We start from the raw sequence: 19,034 nt of genomic DNA on the forward strand, positions 1-19,034 counted from the left end.
TCATCCCTGCAGATCTAACCAGGCCCCCAGACCGGCGAGACTGTCGTAGGCAGTCATGTCGATGGTCAGAGGGGTAATCGAGACATAGCCCTGCTCGATGGCAGCAAAATCGGTGCCTTCACCGGCATCCTGCTGGCTGCCGGGGGGGCCGATCCAGTAGATGGGCTGGCCACGGGGATCCTCGGTGCAGATCACCGACTCCGCCCGGTGGCGGTTGCCAAGGCGGGTGGTCTTGATCCCCTTGATCTGCTCGAGGGGCAAGTCCGGCACGTTGACGTTGAGGATCTGATCGGCAGGCAGGGGGTGTTTCATCAGCCCCTTCACCAGCAGGGCCGCATAGTGGGCCGCCGTGGCGAAGTGGGTCTTGCCCACCAGCGAGATGGCGATGGAGGGGTAGCCAAGATGGCGCCCCTCGGTGGCCGCGGCGACCGTGCCCGAGTAGATGACATCATCCCCCAGGTTGGCACCGTGGTTGATGCCGGCCACCACCATGTCGGGTTCAGGACGCACCAGCTCGTTGACCGCCAGATGCACGCAGTCGGTCGGCGTGCCCTTCACCGCATAGCTCTCGCACCCATTAAAGCCGTTTTCTGCAATGCGGGTAACCCGCAGCGGTACTTCCAGCGTCAGGGAGTGACTCGCGCCGCTGCGGTTACGATCCGGCGCCACCACAATGACCTCGCCGCAGGCGCGCAGCGCCTCGCTGAGGGCACGAATCCCCTCGGCATGCACACCATCATCATTACTGACCAGAATTCGCATCGGTCTGATTCCTGAAACCGTGATCGGCCTCTTCGGCCTGCATTAACTCGCGCACCACGCTGGTGGCAAACGCGCCCGCCGGCAGGAAGAAGGAGAGGGTCAGCGCCTCGCCGTCCAGCTGCCAGCTCATCTGCTCCGGCTTGAGCAGCAGGGGGCGCCTGTCCTGATCCAGCCCGGCCTTCTCCAGCCCGTCACACCAATCGCTGTAAGGAGCCAGCACACCCTGTTCGAACTCGGCAGCGGCGCCCTGACTGGCCAGGCGGCCACGGCCCCACTGGGGCGCGGTAAGCTGCACGTCGCCGGAGGCAAGACGCGCTTCCAGCTCGGGGGTCACGCTCTCTTCGCTGAAGATGGAGTGGCTGCCCTTGAGCATCACGCAATCACCGGCCAGCAGCTGATGAGCCAGCCCCTGCTCGATACGGGCGCTGACAATGGCGTTGAACAGCATGCTGCGGGCGGCAGAGAGGTAGAGGGAACGCTTGTTGCGATCCTTGATCCGCTTGCCGGCAAACATCGCCTTGGCCGCTTCCAGGTTGTTGCCATCGCGGCCAAAACGCTGCTCACCATAGTAATTGGGCACGCCCTGAGTGGCGATGGCCTGCAGGCGCGCTTCCAGCCCGTCGGCCTGTTCCAGACCGGTGAGACGCAGGGTGAAGTGGTTGCCCTTGAGGTAGCCAACCCGCAATTTGCGGTTGTGACGCCTGGCTTGCAGGATCTGGATGCTGTCGCTCTCGATAACCGACAAGTCCGGTTCGGCCTTGCCCGGCAGGTGAATGCCGAACCACTGCTCGGTCACCGCGTGGCGATCTTTCAGGCCCGCCCAGGTCACCGCATTGCGGTTGACACCGGCCGCATCGGCCAGCAGACCCGCCACCCAGGCGGTGTTCTCGCCGGTTTTGCGCACCCGGACGAAGATATGCTCCCCTTCCCCGCAAGGCTCGAAGCCGAGATCTTCATTGACCACGAAATCGGCGGCCTCGGCCTTGAGGATACCGCGGGCAGTGGGCGCCCCGTGCAGATAGGCAAGTTGTTCCAGCATTATTGTTTCACCAGTAGGACGACGGCTTCGGTGGCGATCCCTTCCTTGCGCCCCGTAAACCCAAGCTGTTCGGTGGTGGTCGCCTTGACGTTCACCCGGTTCAAATCACATTGCAGATCGGCGGCCAGCACGGCGCACATGGCGTCGATATGGGGCGCCATTTTGGGGGCTTGGGCGATGATGGTCACATCCAGGTTGCCGATGGCATACCCCGCCTTCTGTACCCGGGCAAAGACATCACGCAGCAGAATGCGACTGTCGATCCCCTTGAACTCGGCAGCGGTATCGGGGAAGTGGCGACCGATGTCACCGGCGCCGATGGCCCCCAGCAGGGCATCGCTCACCGCGTGCAGCACCACATCGCCGTCAGAGTGGGCAACCAGCCCCTGCTCGTAGGGAACCGGCACGCCACCCAGCATGCAGGGGCCAACACCACCAAATTTATGGACATCAAAACCATGACCAATGCGCATCATCAGCGGCAACCTCCCAACATGCTGAAACCAACCCCATCAATTTTGTGTACGTCCACACCATGTCCAATCCGGCTCATGCTAACTCCTTGTTCGGGCCTGTTTGTTCGAGACGCTCTGCTCTGAGCTGTCTGTTCTGACTGAGGGGCTTATGCCTGCTGGCTTAAAAACAGCCCCGCCAGCGACAAGTCTTCCGGCCGGGTCACTTTGATATTGTCGGCGCGCCCCTCCACCATGCGCACCGTGAATCCGGCCCGCTCCATGGCGGAGGCCTCGTCGGTGATGGTGGCGCCCAGCATCAGTCCCTCTTCCAACGCCCGTTTCAGGGTACGGGTCGGGAACATCTGCGGCGTCAGGGCATGCCAGAGCTGCTCGCGCTCGACGGTAGCGATGATATTGCCCTCCCCATCGGAGCGTTTCATGGTATCGCGCACCCGACTGCCGAGAATGGCACCGCCGCAGTTCATGGCCGCGGCAATCAGCGCATCGAGATCGCCGTGAGTCAGGCAGGGGCGGGCCGCATCGTGCACCAGCACCCACTCCCCTTGCGCCACATGGAGACCATTGAGGACGGAGAAGGCGCGCTCGGCGCCTCCCTCTACCCGCACAATGCGCGGGTCGGCCGCCACGGGCAGGGCCTCGAACCAGCGATCATGGGGCGCCAGCGCCACGATCACCTGGGCGATGGCCGGGTGGGAGAGCAGCCGCTCCAGGGTATGTTCGAGAATGGTTTTACCCGCCAGTTGCAGGTACTGCTTGGGGCAATCGGCCCCCATTCGGCTGCCGATACCGGCGGCAGGGACGATCGCCGTCAGGCCGGATACCCGGCTGGCATCAGTCATCGTAGGGCTCATCGTCCGGCGCTGTCTCTTTGTCTTTCTCTTTGGGGATGATCCGGTAGAAGGTCTCCCCCTGCTTGATGTAACCCAGATCGTTGCGTGACAACTCCTCGATGGCCTCGAGGCCAGAGGTGAGATCATCTATCTCGCGGTAAATGAGGTCGTTACGATCCTTGAGAGTCTGGTTGTCCCGCTGTTGCTGCGAGATGGCTTCCGACAGGTTCTGATAATCGGATAGCCCGTTCTTCCCCAGCCAGAGGTCATATTGCAGTCCCCCCAGCAGGAGGATCAGGATCAGGGTGAATAGCCGCATGCACTAGGTCTCCTTCAGGCGGCCTAGTGTCCCATATTCGGTGCCAAGACAAAAGAAAGCGAGCACCCGGGAGACACCGGCCGAACATAAAAAAGTGCCCAAGAGTGAATCAGATAGCACAAAGCCCCGCCAAACCGGTGCAAGGATGGCCAACCAGGGCGCTCCTTGTCCGGGGGCGGGGCTCTCAATCAGAAAGCGGTAAGGGGGATCAGTTCACCGCGACCGGCTCTCCCGCGCTCTCGGCCGGAGTGTTGTACTCCTCCTCGGCATCGCGGAAACGCTCCAGCATCGCTTTTGAGGGTGCTTCGCCCAGCAGGCTGCCCACCACGATGGCCAGCAGTGCGAACAGGAAGCCCGGGATGATCTCATACAGCCCCAGCCAGCCGAACTGCTTCCAGACGATGACGGTGATGGCACCGACCAGCATGCCCGCCAGCGCGCCGTTGCGGGTCATTCGCGGCCACAGAACCGAGAGCAGCACCACGGGACCAAAGGCGGCACCGAAACCGGCCCAGGCGTAGCTCACCAGCCCCAGCACCCGGTTTTCCGGATTCATGGCAACGGCGATGGCAATCACGGCGATCAGCAGCACCATCAGGCGACCCACCCACACCAGCTCACGCTGGGAGGCGTTCTTGCGCAGGAACGGCTTGTAGAGATCCTCTGTGATGGCGCTGGAGCAGACCAGTAATTGACAACTTAGAGTGCTCATCACCGCCGCCAGAATGGCGGAGAGCAGCACACCGGCGATCCAGGGGTTGAACAGGATCTTGGAGAGCTCGATAAAGACCCGCTCCGGGTTGCCGGTCACTCCAGCCGCCACTTCCGGGAAGCGGGCGAAGTAGGCCAGCCCGAAGAAGCCGATGGCCACCGCACCAGCGAGGCAGAACACCATCCAGGTCATGCTGATACGGCGGGCATTGGCCATGGAGTGGTGGGAGTCCGCCGCCATGAAACGGGCCAGAATGTGGGGCTGACCAAAGTAGCCAAGGCCCCAGGCCATCAACGAGACAATGGCGATCACATCCAGATTCTTGAACATGTCGAGGTTGGTAGCGCTCTTGGCGGCCACCTCGATCATGGCGCTGTCTATCCCGCCGACGGCGATGATGACGAAGACCGGGGTCAGGATCAGGGCGAAGATCATCAGGGTCGCCTGCACCGTGTCGGTCCAGCTCACCGCGAGGAAGCCGCCGAAGAAGGTGTAGGTGATGGTGGCAGCGGCACCGACCCAGAGGGCGGTGTTGTAATCCATGCCGAAGGTGCTCTCGAACAGGCGGGCACCGGCCACCACGCCGGAGGCGCAATAGATGGTGAAGAAGAGCAGGATCACCAGCGCCGAGAGGATGCGCAGCACCTTGCTGTGATCTTCAAAGCGATAGGTGAAATAGTCCGGCAGGGTCAGGGCGTTGCGGTTCTTCTCGGTATGCACCCGCAGGCGACCCGCTACCCAGCGCCAGTTGAGGTAGGCGCCGATGACCAGACCGATGGCGATCCAGCTCTCGGAGATGCCGCTGACGAAGACGGCGCCGGGCAGCCCCATCAGCAACCAGCCGCTCATGTCGGAAGCGCCGGCGGAGAGAGCGGTCACCCAGCTCCCCATCCGGCGGCCGCCCAGAATGTAGTCATCAAAGTTGCGGGTGGCGCGATAGGCGACGAAGCCGATCAACACCATTCCGAGGATATACACCAGGAAGGTGATTAACATGGGTGTGCTAGCTGTCATGCAAAACTCCGTTTTGTGTCATTTTCTGCCCGCTCTGGTGACGGGCTCATCCCTAAAAAACCGGCCTAGCTTAATCAGCCGTTCGCGCCAGCTCAACCACTTTTAACAAACACAAAACACAATAAAAACCTTTGCGCATCAAATCATCTGCCGCATCAAGAGGATGGCGCCAGATTTCCTGCCGTGGCCGTGACGGTCATCTCGCAGCGCCAGCCGCTACTGAGCGTTATGTTTTCACATTTTGTTACTATCCATTTTTTTACAAGCCAGCGCCCCGCTCCTACACTCCCCGCCCTGTCTCATCACACCAGTCAGAGGTCGGCACCATGTCATCTCATCTGTCACACCTGCGAACCCTCGCCCGCCGCCTTCATCCGGTGGAGGAGTCGGGTCATCTCATCCGACGGGCCAAGTATGTGGGGCGTCTCTGGCTCAATCCTGGCGCCCGCGCCCTCTATCGCCAGCAGCAGGAGCAACCGCTGCTGGCGCAGGCGATCAGCCGCTTCCCCGATATTCTGGAAAAGCCGATCCACCCCTATCGCCACAAGGGGCTCCGCAAGCGCCTGCGAGCCGGGCTTATCAGCGGCCACTACCAGCAGCTGGCACGTCAGCTGCCCAAGGCGCAACAACTGGCAATCTACAGCGGGCACGGCCTGCTGCTGGCCCAGTGGCAGAGCGACAAGCTGACGGCACCGCTGACCCTGCAACTGGATTACCAAACCCACATGGGCAAAGAGGGGGAGATGAGCCTGACCCTCAAGCTGGGTGACGCGGCCCTCTATTACATGGCCCTCAATCTGCGCCCCGCGCCGAACCCGACCCTCGAAATCTGTTCGCTGCAGGGCGGCAAGGGGCAGAGCGAGGAGATCAAGCAGGTCACCAAGGCGTGCGGCGGGCTGCGCCCCATGTCCCTGCTGGTCTATATGGCCGCCGAGCTGGCCCGGGGGCTGGCGTGCAAGAGCCTGCTCGGGATCCGCACCCAAAGCCACGTCTATCAGAGCAGCAAGCGCACCGCCGATCGGGTCAAGTTCGATCTCGACGGCTTGTGGCAGGAGCATCAGGGCAGCGTGCAGGATGAACTTTGGATGAGCCTGCCGCTGGAGGTGCCCCGCAAGACGCTGGAGGAGACCCCCTCCCGCAAGCGGGCCAGCTACAAGGCGCGCTATCAGCTGCTCGATCAGCTCGGCAGCGAGCTGCAGACAAATCTGCTGCGAAGCTGAATCAGCACAGTAGAAACACAAAGGGCGAACAGCATGCTGTTCGCCCTTTGTCGTGACGGGGATTTGCCGTTAGCGGTTGATCGCCATCGGCATGCCGTTGCGCTGCTCCAGCGCCTGCTTCACCAGTTGGGAGTCGCTGTCTGCGTGGGCAATGAAGCGGGTCACCGCCGGGGTCATCGGCAGCGGTGCCGGTAGCTTGGAGTTGAACTCCTCTTCGCTGCGCGACAGCGGCTGATGCACTTCCAGATAGCGGACACCGTTGGGCTCGAGGGAGGCCTTGATCGGCTGGTTGACGAACTGGACGCGAGTACCGACCGGTACCTGCTTGAACAGGTAGGCGATGTCGTCGTTGCGCAGACGCACGCAACCGTGGCTCACCCGCAGGCCGATGCCGAAGTTGGCGTTGGTGCCGTGGATGGCGTACATCTTGCCGATGTAGAGGGCAAACAGACCCATGGGGTTGTCCGGACCGGCCGGCCATACCGCAGGCAGGCTCTCGCCACGGGCGGCATATTCGGCATGCATCTTGGCGGTCGGGGTCCAGGTCGGGCCCGCTTTCTTGCGCTGCACGCTGGTCACCCAGTTTTCCGGAGTATCGGTACCGAGCTGGCCGATGCCAATGGGCAGCACTTCCACCACTTTTTTACCCTTGGGGTAGTAGTAGAGCCGCATCTCGGCCACGTTCAGCACGATCCCTTCACGGGGTGCATCCGGCAGGATCAGTTGCTGGGGGATCACCAGCTTCTCGCCGGTCTGTACCAGCAGGGGATCCGCATCGGGGTTGGCTTCGGTCATGTTGGTGAGCCCCAGCTGGAATTTGGCCGCAATGGCCTCCAGCGGCTGGCCGTTCTCTTCGGCCGGAACCACATATTCCAGATTCTCCCCTACCAGACGGCTGTTGGCCGCAGGCAGAGCATATTCAACAGCGAAAACCGGCGCAGCGGTCAGCAGCAGGCTGTAGCAGAGTGTTGCCACACTATTGCGAAGGAGCTTCATAACTTTCCCATGATGATGACTTGAAGTGACGTCTCTGGGCTGGCAGCTGATCAAGCGGGATCAGGGGCGCGAAGAGAAGGCCGCCATTTTTCTCCTCTGCACGGCAAATTTCAACTGACAAGTGGCGACGGGTCGATGATTAATATGCGGTTTTTTCCGCGTCCTCGACCCGTCCGGTTTCCCTGTTTATCACCGTTGCCAGGCACGCATATCGTAACCTGTGGGAGATTGATGCAACCGCAGATGAAATTGCTCAATGATGGCGAAGATATGGTCGAAAATATCGGCCTGGATCCCTTCGTAATCGGCCCATGCGGTGGTCGCGGTAAAGCAGTAAATTTCCAGCGGCAGACCGTCTGACGTGGGTGCCAGCTGGCGCACCATCAGGGTCATGTCCTTGCGAATGCCGGGGTGGGCGCGCAGGTAGGCATCCAGATAGGCGCGCAGGGTGCCGAGGTTGGTGAGGTGACGACCGTTGATGGGACAGCTCAGGGCATCGCTCAGCTGCTGGTTGTAAGCGCTCAGCTCCTGCTCCTTGCGACTGAGATAGGGTGCCAGCAGCTGCGCCTGCTTGAGCTGCAACTGCTCCTCGGCCGTCAGAAAACGCACGCTGGTCATGTCAATATTGACGCTGCGCTTGATGCGTCGGCCGCCCGACTCGGTCATCCCCTGCCAGTTCTTGAAAGAGTCGGAGATCAGGGCATAGGTGGGAATGGTGGTGATGGTCTTGTCCCAGTTCGATACCTTGACCGTGGTAAGCCCGATGTCGGTCACCTCGCCATCGGCGCCGTACTTGTCCATCTGCAGCCAGTCACCGACGCTCAGCATCCGGTTGGCGGATAGCTGGATCCCCGCCACCAGCCCGAGGATGGGGTCCTTGAACACCAGCATCAGCACTGCGGTCATGGCACCCAGACCGCTGAACAGGAACAGCGGCGACTTGCCGAGCAGCAGGGCGATCATCAGGATGCCCACCAGAATGCTGCCTACCAGCTTTGCCCCCTGGAAGATGCCACGCAGGGGCAAGTCGCGGCCAAGGCGGGTATAACGGCTCACCGACAACAGACAGTCGAGCAGGGCGAAGAAGGCCAGCAGCAGGAACAGCAAAATCCAGAGCTGGGCCACCATCTCGATAAGTTTGAGGCTATCCGATTGACGGGGCAGCCAGATCTCCGCCTGACCGAGCAGCACGGCCCCCTGCAGCACAAAGGCGAGCCGGTTGAAGAGGCGCTGTTGCAACTGGGGCGGCAGCCATACCTGCTTGGCCTTGCCGAGGATCCCCACCAGCCGGACCAGCAGCACCCGGTGCAGCGCCATATGCAGCAGCAACGAGGTGATGACGATAAAGCCCAGCGCGATCACCAGCGCCATCATGCTGGTCACTTCCACCCCAAGGCCCGACAACCAGTTAAAAAACGCCTCTTTCATTGCTCTCTCCCGAACCGGGCAGCCCGCTGGCTGCAAAAACAGTGGTGGTCAGGGTACCGCTCCCCTCCCCCATGTCAAATCTGCGTACGCCAGAAACGACAACGCCCGGCACAGGCCGGGCGTTGTTTCAAAGCGAGGTTGACTTAGCAGACCAGGCTCAGGGCATCGCGAGCGATGACCAGCTCTTCGTTGGTCGGGATCACCATGGCGCAACGGCTGTCGGCGGTGGTGATGCGACCTTCGCCACCCAGTACCGCAGCGTTGTTGGCCTCTTTGTCCACCTTGAAGCCGAACAGAGCCAGACGGTTCAGCACCATCTCGCGCACCATGGCGGCGTTCTCACCGATACCGCCGGTGAAGACCACGGCGTCCAGACGACCGTCCATCGCAGCGGCATAGGCGCCGACATACTTGGCCACACGGTAGGTGAAGACATCCAGCGCGCGCTTGGCACCGGCGTCAGTAGCGTAGTTGGTGGTGACGTAGCGGCAATCGCTGCTCGCTTCGGTCATCCCCAGCAGACCGGACTCACGGGTCAGGGTGTGGTTGATCTGCTCAACGCTGTAACCGAGCTGGTCGTGCATGAAGAAGACCACGGCCGGATCGATATCACCGGAGCGGGTTCCCATCGCCAGACCTTCCAGCGGAGTCAGACCCATGGAGGTGTCTACGGATTCGCCGTTCTTGATGGCGCAGACAGAGGCACCGTTACCCAGGTGGCAGTTGATGATGTTCAGCTCATTCAACGGCTTGCCCAGCTCTTTCGCCGCTTCTTCCGCGATGTAGCGGTGAGAAGTACCGTGGGCACCGTAACGACGGATGCCGTGTTCGCGGTAGAGCTTGTGCGGCAGCGCATAGAGGTAGGCCTCTTGCGGCAGGGTCTGGTGGAAGGCGGTGTCGAACACGGCCACGTTCTTCTCGGACAGCTGCGGGAACACTTTCAGCGCGGCGCGAATACCGATGAGGTGCGCCGGGTTGTGCAGCGGAGCGAACGGAATGGCGGCTTCGATACCGGCGATCACGCCGTCATCGATACGCACGGAACGGGAGAACTGCTCGCCACCGTGTACGATTCGGTGACCGATGGCCACCAGTTGCTCGGCAAGAGTCGGATCCTGCGGCAGGATGTGACCCACGATATGGTCTAGGGCCTCCTGGTGAGCGGCACCCGCTCCCAGCATGGCTTCGCCCTTGACCCCGTGGAGTTTCCATTTGATACGTGCATCATCCAGATTGAAGCATTCGGCCAGGCCGGACAGCATGTCCTCACCTGTTTCGGCGTCCATTACGGCAAATTTCAGGGAAGAGCTACCGCAGTTAAGGATCAATACCAACTTGCTCATTTTCTACATCTTCCTGTGCTTCGGCTTTATGCCGACAGTGTCGTGTCATCCAAAAGAGGATGGGATTCCCCTGCCGGGGGCTTATGGTCGCAGGAGGGTGCGTCCAATTTTTCAATTCTTGCTCTTGAAAGAGTCATCGCAACTTGTGGTGCGTATCACTGGTTTCAATGCTTGCGAGTCTCAACGCATCAGCTGCGCAGGGCTCGCCTCAATGGGAGTGCTCAGGCGATAGCCAGCAGATCCTTGTGTACCTTGACCACCAGCTTCTTCACCTTGGCGGGCTGGTTGAAGGTACAGAGCGGGCGGTGCAGCTCGCCCGGCCAGAAGATGGCGAAATCGCCCGGTTGCAGCGCCAGATAGCTGGTCTGCTCGTCATCGACAAACCAGAGGTCGGGATGGGGATGGTCGGCGCCGTCGCTCACGTAGTCGTGGGGGCCCACACCTATCCACTCTTCACCGCGCAGCAGCAACTGGATATCGAGATACTGCTGATGGAATTCGCCACGGCGATCCGCGGCAGGCTCGGTCAGATCCTCGCTCACCAGACAGAACAGGTTGAGGCCATCGATCTCGGTCTTGCCGAGCGGAGCGTCACCCCAGTGAGCCACGCTCTTCACCACCTCGGCCATGATGCGGGCCAGCGGGGCGGGCAGCGGCGTCCGCTGCAGGGTGTTCAGGCTACCGGTGATCATGGCGTCTGTTTCCTGTTAGGTATATCTGGGCGGCATCTTTGCCAGCCAATGAAAAAGGACCTGTGACAGGTCCTTCAATAATGCCGTCTGCAATCCGTGCAAACCGGTTTAGAGCTTTTGCTCATGTTCAGCTATATGGGCACTGTTACACACTCGTCAGCACCTTGCCAAGAGACATAATCCCATTTTCATAGTGATCGTACCAGCTGAAACCATATTATTCACCACCCTTTCCCCCTCGACTTTGACCAGACGCAAAAACGGGCGCATCAGCGCCCGTTTTTTTCGCAAAACCGTTTAACAACCGGTTTCATTCAAGCCTTTTTGGCGTTTTCTACCGGTTTGGCGTACATGGCACGCCAGATCGCCTTGTGCTCTTCCGGCACCTCTGACTGACGAGTCAGGAAGGCCGCCTGTTCGATGGTATTGGCCTTGCCGGAGACATCTGCCGCCAGATAGTTGCTGGGGAAGAGGTGGTAACTGCTCCAGATCGCCTTGTCGATCAGCGCGGCCAGTTCGTCCGGATCGCTGAATCCCTCGGTGATCGGCGCACCGAAGGAGACATGTACCCGCCCCTTCATGCCGACGATACCGGCGACGATACTCTCGATATCCTCGAACTCGCCCTTCTCATAGCTGCCGTTGACCGACTTCTCGTAGAGCTCGCGCGCCTTCGCCTTGTCGGTCGGGTCCAGCTCATAGCTTATGCTGACCGGTACGATATTGAGGCTGCGCATGTAGTCGACGAAGTCGATCTTCTGCTTCTTGCCGTCGACGTAGAACATCTTGAGGATGGCGGGATCTGTCTTGTCATCGCCATTCTTGGCGCGTCCTTCCTTCTGGGCGATCCAGATGGAGTGACCTTCGTGAACCGAGTTGCCGATATAGGCAGACAGCTCGCCGAGCGCCTTCATCATCTCCCGCGGCCCCTTGGCGGAGCGTTTGACGATAAAGCTCTTGTTGAGCTTCATCAGCTCGGTGGCGCAGGGTTTGCGCAGCAGGTTGTCACCGATGGCGATGCGCACGGTATCGAAACCGTGGGTGTGCAGCCCCCAATTGACGAACGCAGGATCCATGGCGATGTCTCTGTGGTTGGAGACAAACAGATAGCCCTGCTCTTTCTTCAGATGCTCGATCCCGGAGAAGGTCACCCCCTTGGTAGAGGTGGCGATCATGCGGGACATGTACCGGGTGACCCCCATCTGGACCTGATGCACAGTGGTCACTTTTGACCATTTGCGGCGCAGGAACAGGCGGATCATCGGGCGGATGGCCCAACCCAGCCAGCTCATCAGGGAACCGAAACGATACTTGGCGATGGCGCCGATAAATTCATCATCTTGGATCAGCCGTTCGATGGCTGCCGGCACTTCTTCATCGCGGTAGGGGCGAATATCCGCGAATCTATCTACTTCAGTCACAATGTCAGCCTTGCATGCTAGGAAACCGCAGCCAACCCGCGTTGGCCGGGGAAAATTCAGGGCGCAATTTTACACGCTTTTATGGCAAGGGGTATGAGACAAGCATGAATAGTGAGATCTGACCAGTTTATTAATCGGATGCCAGTGCCAGCGCGACCGCCGCCTCGGCATGAATGGCGGTGGTGTCGTAGAGCGGCACCGCCGCCCGGGCATCCCCCAGCAGCAGGGCAATCTCGGTACAGCCAAGGATCACCGCCTCGGCACCCGCGGCCGCCAGCCCCTCGATAATGGCCAGATACTCGGCCCGCGACGATTCGCGGATCTTCCCCAGACAGAGCTCGTCATAGATGATCCTGTGTACCCGCTCCCGCCCGGCCTCATCGGGTACCAGCACCGCCAACCCGAAGCGCTCCTGCAAACGACCATTGTAAAAATCCTGCTCCATGGTGAAGCGGGTGCCGAGCAGGCCGACCCGGGTTATCCCGTCCGCCCGCAATTTGGCCGCGGTGGCATCGGCGATATGGAGCAGCGGGATATCGATGGCCGCCTCAATCTCGGGGGCGACCTTGTGCATGGTGTTGGTGCCGATCAGCAAGAAATCGGCGCCGCCATTCTGCAACTTGCGCGCCTCCGCCGCCAGTAAGCGAGCGGTGGCGGGCCAGTCACCGGCATGCTGCAGCCGCTCGATACCGGCAAAGTCGACGCTATTGAGCAGCACCCGCGCCGAGTGCAAACCGCCAAGCTGTGCCCGCACCCCGCGATTGAGCGCCTGATAATAACTGACGGTGGACTCCCAGCTCATGCCACCCAGCAGACCGATACATTTCATAGGAACTCCTTTTATCCCAAGGGAGGGCTGAACCACGCCACCTTGCAGGCAAGGCCACGCGGACGAGATAAAAAAGGCCCCGCAGGGCCAACAAGACAGCCGGTAAAGGCCCGGGTCAACCCCGGGCTAAATCCAGATCATCCCGACACAGGCGGCCGTCGCCAGCCCCATGCCCAGATTGAAACGCCGCCAGCCCCGGGCGGTGCGGATGATTTGCCGCACCTGGGCACCAAAAAGCACCCAGAACGCCCCGGTGTAGAGGCCGGTAATAAAGAAGATCACCAACACCCAGAGCGCGGAGGGCCAATAAGCCTCCCCCGCCAGGGTGAAACCGCTGATGGCGGAGAGCGCCATCATCCATGCCTTGGGATTGAGCAGTTGCAGCATGGCCCCCTGATGGGCGGGAATGAGCGGCCGGTTGCCCTCGGCCGGGCCACTGGCGGTCGCCACCTTCCACGCCAGCCAGAGCAGATAGGCCGAACCGATAAGCTTGAGGCCGTCGTGCAGCAGCGGCACCTTCTCGAACACCACGCCAAGCCCCAGCGCGGTGGCGAGGATCATCAGATTGATCCCCCCGACCACCCCAACCAGCAGGGGAATCGTGCGGCGAAAACCCTGCGCCGCACCGGCGCTGGTGAGCAGCATATTGTTGGGCCCCGGCGTGCCGCAGGTAACCAGGGCAAACCCCGCCAGGGGCAGTAACCAGTTCAGATCCATCTCAACCTCTTGTCGATGCAACGCCCCGTTATGGGGAAAGCCTTCTAATATGCAGAGCCAACCCCGTGGCGACAAGTCAGAAATGCCTCTTTCTCGGCCACCTCCCCCATCAGCGCAGCACGACTCAATACCAGAGCATCACCACGCAGAGCGCCGTCAGCAGACCGAGAGAACCGTTGAGTCGGCGCCAGCCCCGATCCGAGCTGATCCAGTTGCTCAGCTGATGGCCGAACAGTACCCAGACAAAGCAGACCGGCAGGGCCACCAGCACAAACATGACCATCACCGCCAGCTGACTCGACCAGTAACTGGCGCCGGGCAGGCTGAACAGACTGATGGCGGAGATCCCCATCATCCACGCCTTGGGATTGAGGAACTGAAAGCCCAGCCCCTCCAGCATGGTTAGTGGACGGGCCCTCCGGGCCGGATCCCCCGGCGCCCCGGCCACCGCGATACGCCACGCCAGCCACAGCAGATAGAGGCTGCCGAAGATCTGCAAACCGAGCCGCAGCAGGGGCCAGCGCTCGAACAGGGGATAGAGCCCCAGCGCCAGCACCAGCTGCAACACCGGCTGCCCCAACCCCACCCCGAGCAGATGTGGCAGGGTGCGACGCACCCCGAAGTTGGCACCGGAGGCCGTCAACATCAGGTTGTTGGGCCCCGGCGTACCGCAGGTGAGTACGGCAAAACCGAACAGGGTGACATACCACTCCATCGTCATATTGTGACTCCTTGCTTGCCACATTGTATCGATACAATGCGTGCTATTTGGTTGTTATCAGGTTGAAATTCACGCTATATTGACAACAAATTTTGATCAATGGATTTATTGTCACCATGACAATCTGGACGCCCGACCTTGCGGCCTTCGATGGCCCCCTCTACCTCAAGCTGGTCAAAGCGATCGAACAGGGGATCGTGAATGGCGAGCTGCCACCGCAGACCCGATTGCCCACCCACAGATCCCTGGCGGATCGTCTGGGTGTCACCGTCGGCACCGTCACCCGCGCCTACAGCGAGGCGGAGCGGCGCGGCCTGCTGGCCGCCCGGGTGGGCCACGGCACCTGGGTCAAGGGAGCGAATACGGATCCCGCCAATGAGTGGGTGATCCGCCAGGAGGAGGGGCACCGCATCGAGCTGTGGCAGAACCTGCCGGTGCAGCTGGATCGGGCGGCCATCATTCGCCCCATGCTGGGGGAAGTGGCGGACGGGGATCTCAACGCCCTGCTCGGCTACGACCAGGAGGCGGGACGGCCGGATCAGCGCCAGCAGTTCGTCAACTGGCTGGCGGAGCAAGGGGTGGCCTGCAGTGAGGATCGCCTGCTGTTCAGCCACGGCGCCCAGCACGGCATCATGCTGGCGCTGCTGGCGACCGGCTGCGTGGGGGAGACCATCCTGTGCGAGGGGCTGAGCTACCCCGGTATGCTGGGCAACGCCCGCCAACTGAAGAATCAGGTGGTGGGGCTCGCGATGGACGAGGAGGGGCTGCTGCCCGAGGCGCTGGACGCCGCCTGCCGTACCCGCCGGGCCAAGCTGCTCTACCTCACCCCGACCCTGCAAAACCCCACCACCGCCATCATGAGTCTGGCGCGGCGGGAGGCCATCGTCGCCATCGCACGTCGCCACGATCTGCTGATCATCGAGGATGACGTCAACGGCCTGCTGCCCCAGCAACCGGTGATCCCTCTGGTCAATCTGGCGCCGGAGCGGGTCATCTATCTGGGCAGTCTGGCCAAGATCGCCTGCGGCGGTCTGCGGGTGGGCTTCGTGCTGACGCCCCCCGCCCTGCGCAGCGCCTTCGCCCAGACCATGCGGCTGTCGAGCTGGATGGTGAGTCCGCTGCTGATCGAGCTCGCCTGCAAAATGGTCAGTCAGCGCCAGATCATGCCGCTGGTCGAGCAGCAGCGGGAGATCCTCAAACGCCGTGGCGAACTGCTGCGCCACCTGCTGCCTGCCGCCCGCTGGCAGCCGGGCAGCATGCACGCCTGGCTGCCGCTGCCTGAGCCCTGGCGCAGCCAGCAGTTTGCTACCGCCGCCGATGCCCTTGACGTTGGTGTGGCGAGCGGGGAACACTTCGCCGCCGGTCAGTTTGCCGCTCCGCAGGGGGTGCGCCTGAGCCTGAGCCAACCCGCCACCGACGCCCGGGTCGGCGAGGGGCTGGCCCGTCTGGCGCAACTGCTGCAGGGGACGCCCCCCAGCAATCCCCTGCTATAGTCAGGGCCAACCGACCTGACCTTCACGCTTCATCGTCATAGCCAAGGAGATGCCGTGCCCCCCATCAGAGCCGCCCTGCTGCTTGCCACCCTGTTGTTGAGTGGCTGCGCCTCGTCAACGACCCACCAGCAGCTGGGGGCCGCGCTCAATGGATTGGAAGGGGAGTTGCAACGACTGGAAGAGGAGCTGGCGGCCATGAACGGCTTGCACTATCAAAAGGCGATCGATGCGCCGCTCAGTTTGCGCCGTGCACTCGGGGCGCCGCAGCCCACCCCAGAGGGGCTGGTGCCGGTGACCAGCAAGCTGGAGGATGGGCCACTCCTGCGCTATCAATACCGACTGCCAGCGGGCATGGGGAGTCTGCCCCAGGACAACCTCTGCCAGCGCTACGAGTTCGAGCTGCGCCATCTGGGCCGCCTCGGCAAACTGGAATTAAGCTGGCTGGGGGAACAGGGCAAGGGGTCGCGGCTGATCCGCCAGAGCGACTGCCCCTTCGGGACGCAGGTCCGCCCTCGGCAATAACAGGTTGCAGCCCTGAGAGATGGCATAACCGATTGAAATAACAGCCCATAGTGCGCCCTCCAGCCCCCTGCTGGCTACTGTCAGCTTTTCACTCAGCGAGTGCTGTGCCTATGTTCCTCTTGGGTCTACCATAATCAACCTAATGGTTTGCTCACAGGAAGTACCTGCATGACGATACTGCTGCTCGAAGAGGATCCCCTGCTCCGTAGCGCCATCACCCGGGAACTGACCGAACAGGGGGTGCCCGCCGACCGGATCCACTATCACAGCCATCCAAACCACGAGCGCAGTGGCCTGCTGGCCCTGCTGCAACAGCACGCCTTCGACGCCATCATCTGTCAGCAGGACAAGCAGCAGGATCTTGACGGAGCCCGGCTGCTGCACGAAGCGCACTATCTCGGCCTGCTACAACCCGGTTGCGTATTACTGCTGCTCGATGCCGATCAGAGCGAGCAGGAGTTTCTCCCCTCGGATCTCTACTTCTCCCTCTATCTGCCCCTCCCCTTCATGACCCAGCAGCTCACCGCGGTGCTCGGCCAGATGGTGAAGCTAAGCAACCTGACCCGCACGCTGGCCGCCCCCATTCTGCTGCGGGAGTGGCAATTGGCTACTGCCCTGTGCGAAGACCTGCTGTTTCAACGGGAGAATCGCTCGCTGACCCCCTGGCTGGATCGGCTCAAGGGCTACCTGCTGCTGCAATCAGCCGAGCGGATCACCGCCGCCCAGCACTATGCCCTCTGTGCCAACGAGTATCAGGCGAGCTGGCCAAGGGCCGGGCTCTTCTACGCCATGCTGGGGCTCGGCAAATTGCAAAGCGCCCGGACCGACTTGCAGCGCCATCAGGCCAGCGTCTCGATGGCCACCCTGCTGGAGCTGCAACTCGCCAGCCAGCTGCATCAGCATCACTGGCTGGCGGCCTGGGAGACCATGGGAGAGCTGCTGCAGATCCGCCCCCATCAGCCGCGCTGGCATCAGCTGGCGATGTTGCTCGGGCTGGTGCTGCAAGATGAGGAGAAGGTGTTGGAGCAGGCCAACAGCCTGACCCTGCGCCACTTCGGCGAGCAGCGCGTCCGGCTCGCCATCGACAGCTTCATGCTCAATGCCAGTCTGGCGGTGCTGTGGCACGCCCCCTCCAGCAACCGGATCCGCTCCCTGCAACAGGAGTGGGAACACCTCAAGCGCACCATCCACCTGCAATCCCACGAATATGAGCTGCTGCAGGCGCTGATGCTGGGGCTGGATTACCGCTTCGACGAGGCGCTGATCCTGATTGCCCACCACCAGCCGGATGAGGGAAGCAATAACCACCTCACCCTGCTGCTCGGCTTTGCGGTCAGCCAGTTCTGCGGTTTGCCCCACCACGCCCAGCGTTACCTGACCCAGCTGACCCAATACCGCGTCAGGGTGGCGCCCCACCCGCTCACCCGCCAGCTGTTCCACCATCTGGTGGCTGAGCTGGGCCAACGCCTGACGGCGAGAGAGCAGCGGCTGAGCGAACTGCGCCAACTGCGCCACAAGGCGATGCAGGCCAGCCAATATCAGACAGCCCTGCAAGCGGGCTTGCAACTGCTGGAGGAGTTCCCCGCCCTGCCGGGCGATGCCTGGCAACTGCTGGAGCTGCTGCAACACTGCTGGCCTGCGGGTATGGCTGCTCCTAGGGTGGCGCTGCTGGTCGATACCCTGGAGCGGCGCCTCAAGCACAGTCCCGCGTTTCTCGATCAACATGCCCAGCAGTACCAGCGCACCCTGCAGGAGATCCGCACTCATCTTCAGCCGCACCTCTCCGGCAGCGGCCCCTCCTGTCTTGTCGCAGGGCAGCCCGAGCCATGATGATGCAAGCGGCGTGCAAACCGGCATTGTCGGCAAAGCCAATAGAGAGAGAGGGGAGCCTTGGCTCCCCCTCTCTCTCTATTTGTTCTCTGTCAGCTGATGGTGCTTAGTGCCAGACTCAAACCAGCGCGTCACTCTCCAGCGCCGCCTTGAGAAAATCCTTCCAGCTGATGATGCCGACCAGGGCGCCATTCTCCAGCACCGGCAGGCAGGAGACCCCCTTCTCCAGCATCAGCTTGACGCCATCGCGCACGGTGAGATGGGGGGCGATGGTCACGGGGTGGCGGCTCATGATCTGATGGGCCCGCTTGGTGAGGGTTTCGGTATCGCGGCTCATCTCGGCTTCGGAGTCGAGATAGGGGCTGATGGCGCGGAACAGATCCCGATCCGAGATGACCCCTACCAGCTCACCCTCCTCCAGTACCAGCAGGTGGCGAAAGTGAGCCTGCTCGAAGATATCCTTGATGACACTGAGTCGATCATCCATTGAAACGGTGGCGACCCGGGTCGTCATAATATCCCTGATATGCATGCTAACCTCCCGTAACCAAACTGGTTTCTCTGTTATGGCATGTTTTTGCAGCGCCAGCCAGTGGCCAGCCCTTCGCTACAGTGCAAATCAGCGTCATTTCACGTAAGATCCGCGCCAGTTTTTCTCCTCCATTTTGAG

General features: G+C 61.6%; 19 protein-coding genes. 4 read left to right on the plus strand and 15 right to left on the minus strand.

All coding sequences use genetic code 11. From position 1 onward, the window contains the following. From surE to putP, 6 genes are all read right to left on the minus strand, one after another. Positions 1-762 carry a 5'/3'-nucleotidase SurE gene (gene surE, locus ACTG2G_RS07090; protein ID WP_005335515.1) on the minus strand — a complete coding sequence of 254 codons (762 nt, stop codon included), beginning with the start codon at positions 760-762 and terminating at the stop codon, positions 1-3. Then, positions 743-1,801, minus strand: coding sequence for a tRNA pseudouridine(13) synthase TruD (gene truD, locus ACTG2G_RS07095; RefSeq protein WP_005354508.1), 1,059 nt, complete (start codon positions 1,799-1,801; stop codon positions 743-745). The genes surE and truD overlap by 20 nt, the downstream gene beginning before the upstream one ends. Continuing rightward, positions 1,801-2,277 carry a 2-C-methyl-D-erythritol 2,4-cyclodiphosphate synthase gene (gene ispF, locus ACTG2G_RS07100; RefSeq protein ID WP_005335518.1) on the minus strand — a complete coding sequence of 159 codons (477 nt, stop codon included), beginning with the start codon at positions 2,275-2,277 and terminating at the stop codon, positions 1,801-1,803. Before ispF ends, truD begins: the two co-directional genes overlap by 1 nt. 146 nt (positions 2,278-2,423) lie before the next feature. Beyond that, complete coding sequence (gene ispD, locus ACTG2G_RS07105; RefSeq protein WP_042059099.1) at positions 2,424-3,116, minus strand: 2-C-methyl-D-erythritol 4-phosphate cytidylyltransferase; 693 nt, start codon at positions 3,114-3,116, stop codon at positions 2,424-2,426. Continuing rightward, entirely contained in the window at positions 3,109-3,426 is a 318-nt protein-coding gene (gene ftsB / locus ACTG2G_RS07110; RefSeq protein ID WP_005335520.1) for a cell division protein FtsB, read from the minus strand. Before ftsB ends, ispD begins: the two co-directional genes overlap by 8 nt. 208 nt (positions 3,427-3,634) lie before the next feature. After that, on the minus strand, positions 3,635-5,152 hold the full coding sequence (putP, locus tag ACTG2G_RS07115) for a sodium/proline symporter PutP (protein WP_139739835.1): 1,518 nt from the start codon (positions 5,150-5,152) through the stop codon (positions 3,635-3,637). Between the two features lie 326 nt (positions 5,153-5,478). Between putP and ACTG2G_RS07120 the strand changes: the two genes are divergently transcribed. Beyond that, positions 5,479-6,372 (plus strand): VirK/YbjX family protein, encoded by an 894-nt coding sequence (locus ACTG2G_RS07120; RefSeq protein WP_439985317.1) that lies wholly within the window; start codon positions 5,479-5,481, stop codon positions 6,370-6,372. Between the two features lie 69 nt (positions 6,373-6,441). Here the strand turns inward: ACTG2G_RS07120 and ACTG2G_RS07125 are convergent, their stop codons facing one another. From ACTG2G_RS07125 to ACTG2G_RS07160, 8 genes are all read right to left on the minus strand, one after another. Continuing rightward, the gene (locus ACTG2G_RS07125; RefSeq protein ID WP_005354531.1) at positions 6,442-7,368 is read right to left on the minus strand and encodes a L,D-transpeptidase family protein; all 927 of its coding nucleotides are present in this window, start codon (positions 7,366-7,368) and stop codon (positions 6,442-6,444) included. A gap of 189 nt (positions 7,369-7,557) precedes the next feature. Beyond that, entirely contained in the window at positions 7,558-8,796 is a 1,239-nt protein-coding gene (locus ACTG2G_RS07130) for a mechanosensitive ion channel family protein (RefSeq protein WP_439985318.1), read from the minus strand. Between the two features lie 143 nt (positions 8,797-8,939). Then, positions 8,940-10,139, minus strand: a complete 1,200-nt coding sequence (locus ACTG2G_RS07135) for an acetate kinase (RefSeq protein WP_005354534.1) — start codon at positions 10,137-10,139, stop codon at positions 8,940-8,942. 221 nt (positions 10,140-10,360) lie between these two features. Next, a complete protein-coding gene (locus tag ACTG2G_RS07140) occupies positions 10,361-10,831 on the minus strand; it encodes a YhcH/YjgK/YiaL family protein (RefSeq protein ID WP_019445320.1) in 471 nt (156 codons plus the stop codon). A 314-nt stretch (positions 10,832-11,145) separates the two neighbouring features. After that, positions 11,146-12,252 (minus strand): 1-acyl-sn-glycerol-3-phosphate acyltransferase, encoded by a 1,107-nt coding sequence (locus ACTG2G_RS07145; RefSeq protein WP_005362790.1) that lies wholly within the window; start codon positions 12,250-12,252, stop codon positions 11,146-11,148. 130 nt (positions 12,253-12,382) lie between these two features. Beyond that, a complete protein-coding gene (locus tag ACTG2G_RS07150) occupies positions 12,383-13,081 on the minus strand; it encodes an aspartate/glutamate racemase family protein (protein WP_439985319.1) in 699 nt (232 codons plus the stop codon). Positions 13,082-13,207: 126 nt separating this feature from the next. Continuing rightward, on the minus strand, positions 13,208-13,798 hold the full coding sequence (locus tag ACTG2G_RS07155; protein ID WP_005335534.1) for a LysE family translocator: 591 nt from the start codon (positions 13,796-13,798) through the stop codon (positions 13,208-13,210). Between the two features lie 124 nt (positions 13,799-13,922). Next, positions 13,923-14,519, minus strand: coding sequence for a LysE family translocator (locus ACTG2G_RS07160; RefSeq protein ID WP_005335536.1), 597 nt, complete (start codon positions 14,517-14,519; stop codon positions 13,923-13,925). Positions 14,520-14,635: 116 nt separating this feature from the next. Between ACTG2G_RS07160 and ACTG2G_RS07165 the strand changes: the two genes are divergently transcribed. From ACTG2G_RS07165 to ACTG2G_RS07175, 3 genes are all read left to right on the plus strand, one after another. Next, positions 14,636-16,012 carry a PLP-dependent aminotransferase family protein gene (locus ACTG2G_RS07165; protein WP_439985320.1) on the plus strand — a complete coding sequence of 459 codons (1,377 nt, stop codon included), beginning with the start codon at positions 14,636-14,638 and terminating at the stop codon, positions 16,010-16,012. A gap of 54 nt (positions 16,013-16,066) precedes the next feature. Next, complete coding sequence (locus ACTG2G_RS07170) at positions 16,067-16,534, plus strand: hypothetical protein (protein ID WP_439985321.1); 468 nt, start codon at positions 16,067-16,069, stop codon at positions 16,532-16,534. A gap of 168 nt (positions 16,535-16,702) precedes the next feature. Continuing rightward, on the plus strand, positions 16,703-18,364 hold the full coding sequence (locus tag ACTG2G_RS07175; RefSeq protein ID WP_123172404.1) for a hypothetical protein: 1,662 nt from the start codon (positions 16,703-16,705) through the stop codon (positions 18,362-18,364). 118 nt (positions 18,365-18,482) lie between these two features. Here ACTG2G_RS07175 and ACTG2G_RS07180 read toward each other — a convergent pair whose 3' ends face one another. After that, positions 18,483-18,896, minus strand: a complete 414-nt coding sequence (locus ACTG2G_RS07180; RefSeq protein WP_021229522.1) for a CBS domain-containing protein — start codon at positions 18,894-18,896, stop codon at positions 18,483-18,485. Positions 18,897-19,034: the final 138 nt, after the last annotated feature.

Origin of the sequence: Aeromonas sp. 55A, assembly GCF_051919665.1 — a bacterium.
Lineage (GTDB): Bacteria > Pseudomonadota > Gammaproteobacteria > Enterobacterales > Aeromonadaceae > Aeromonas > Aeromonas veronii.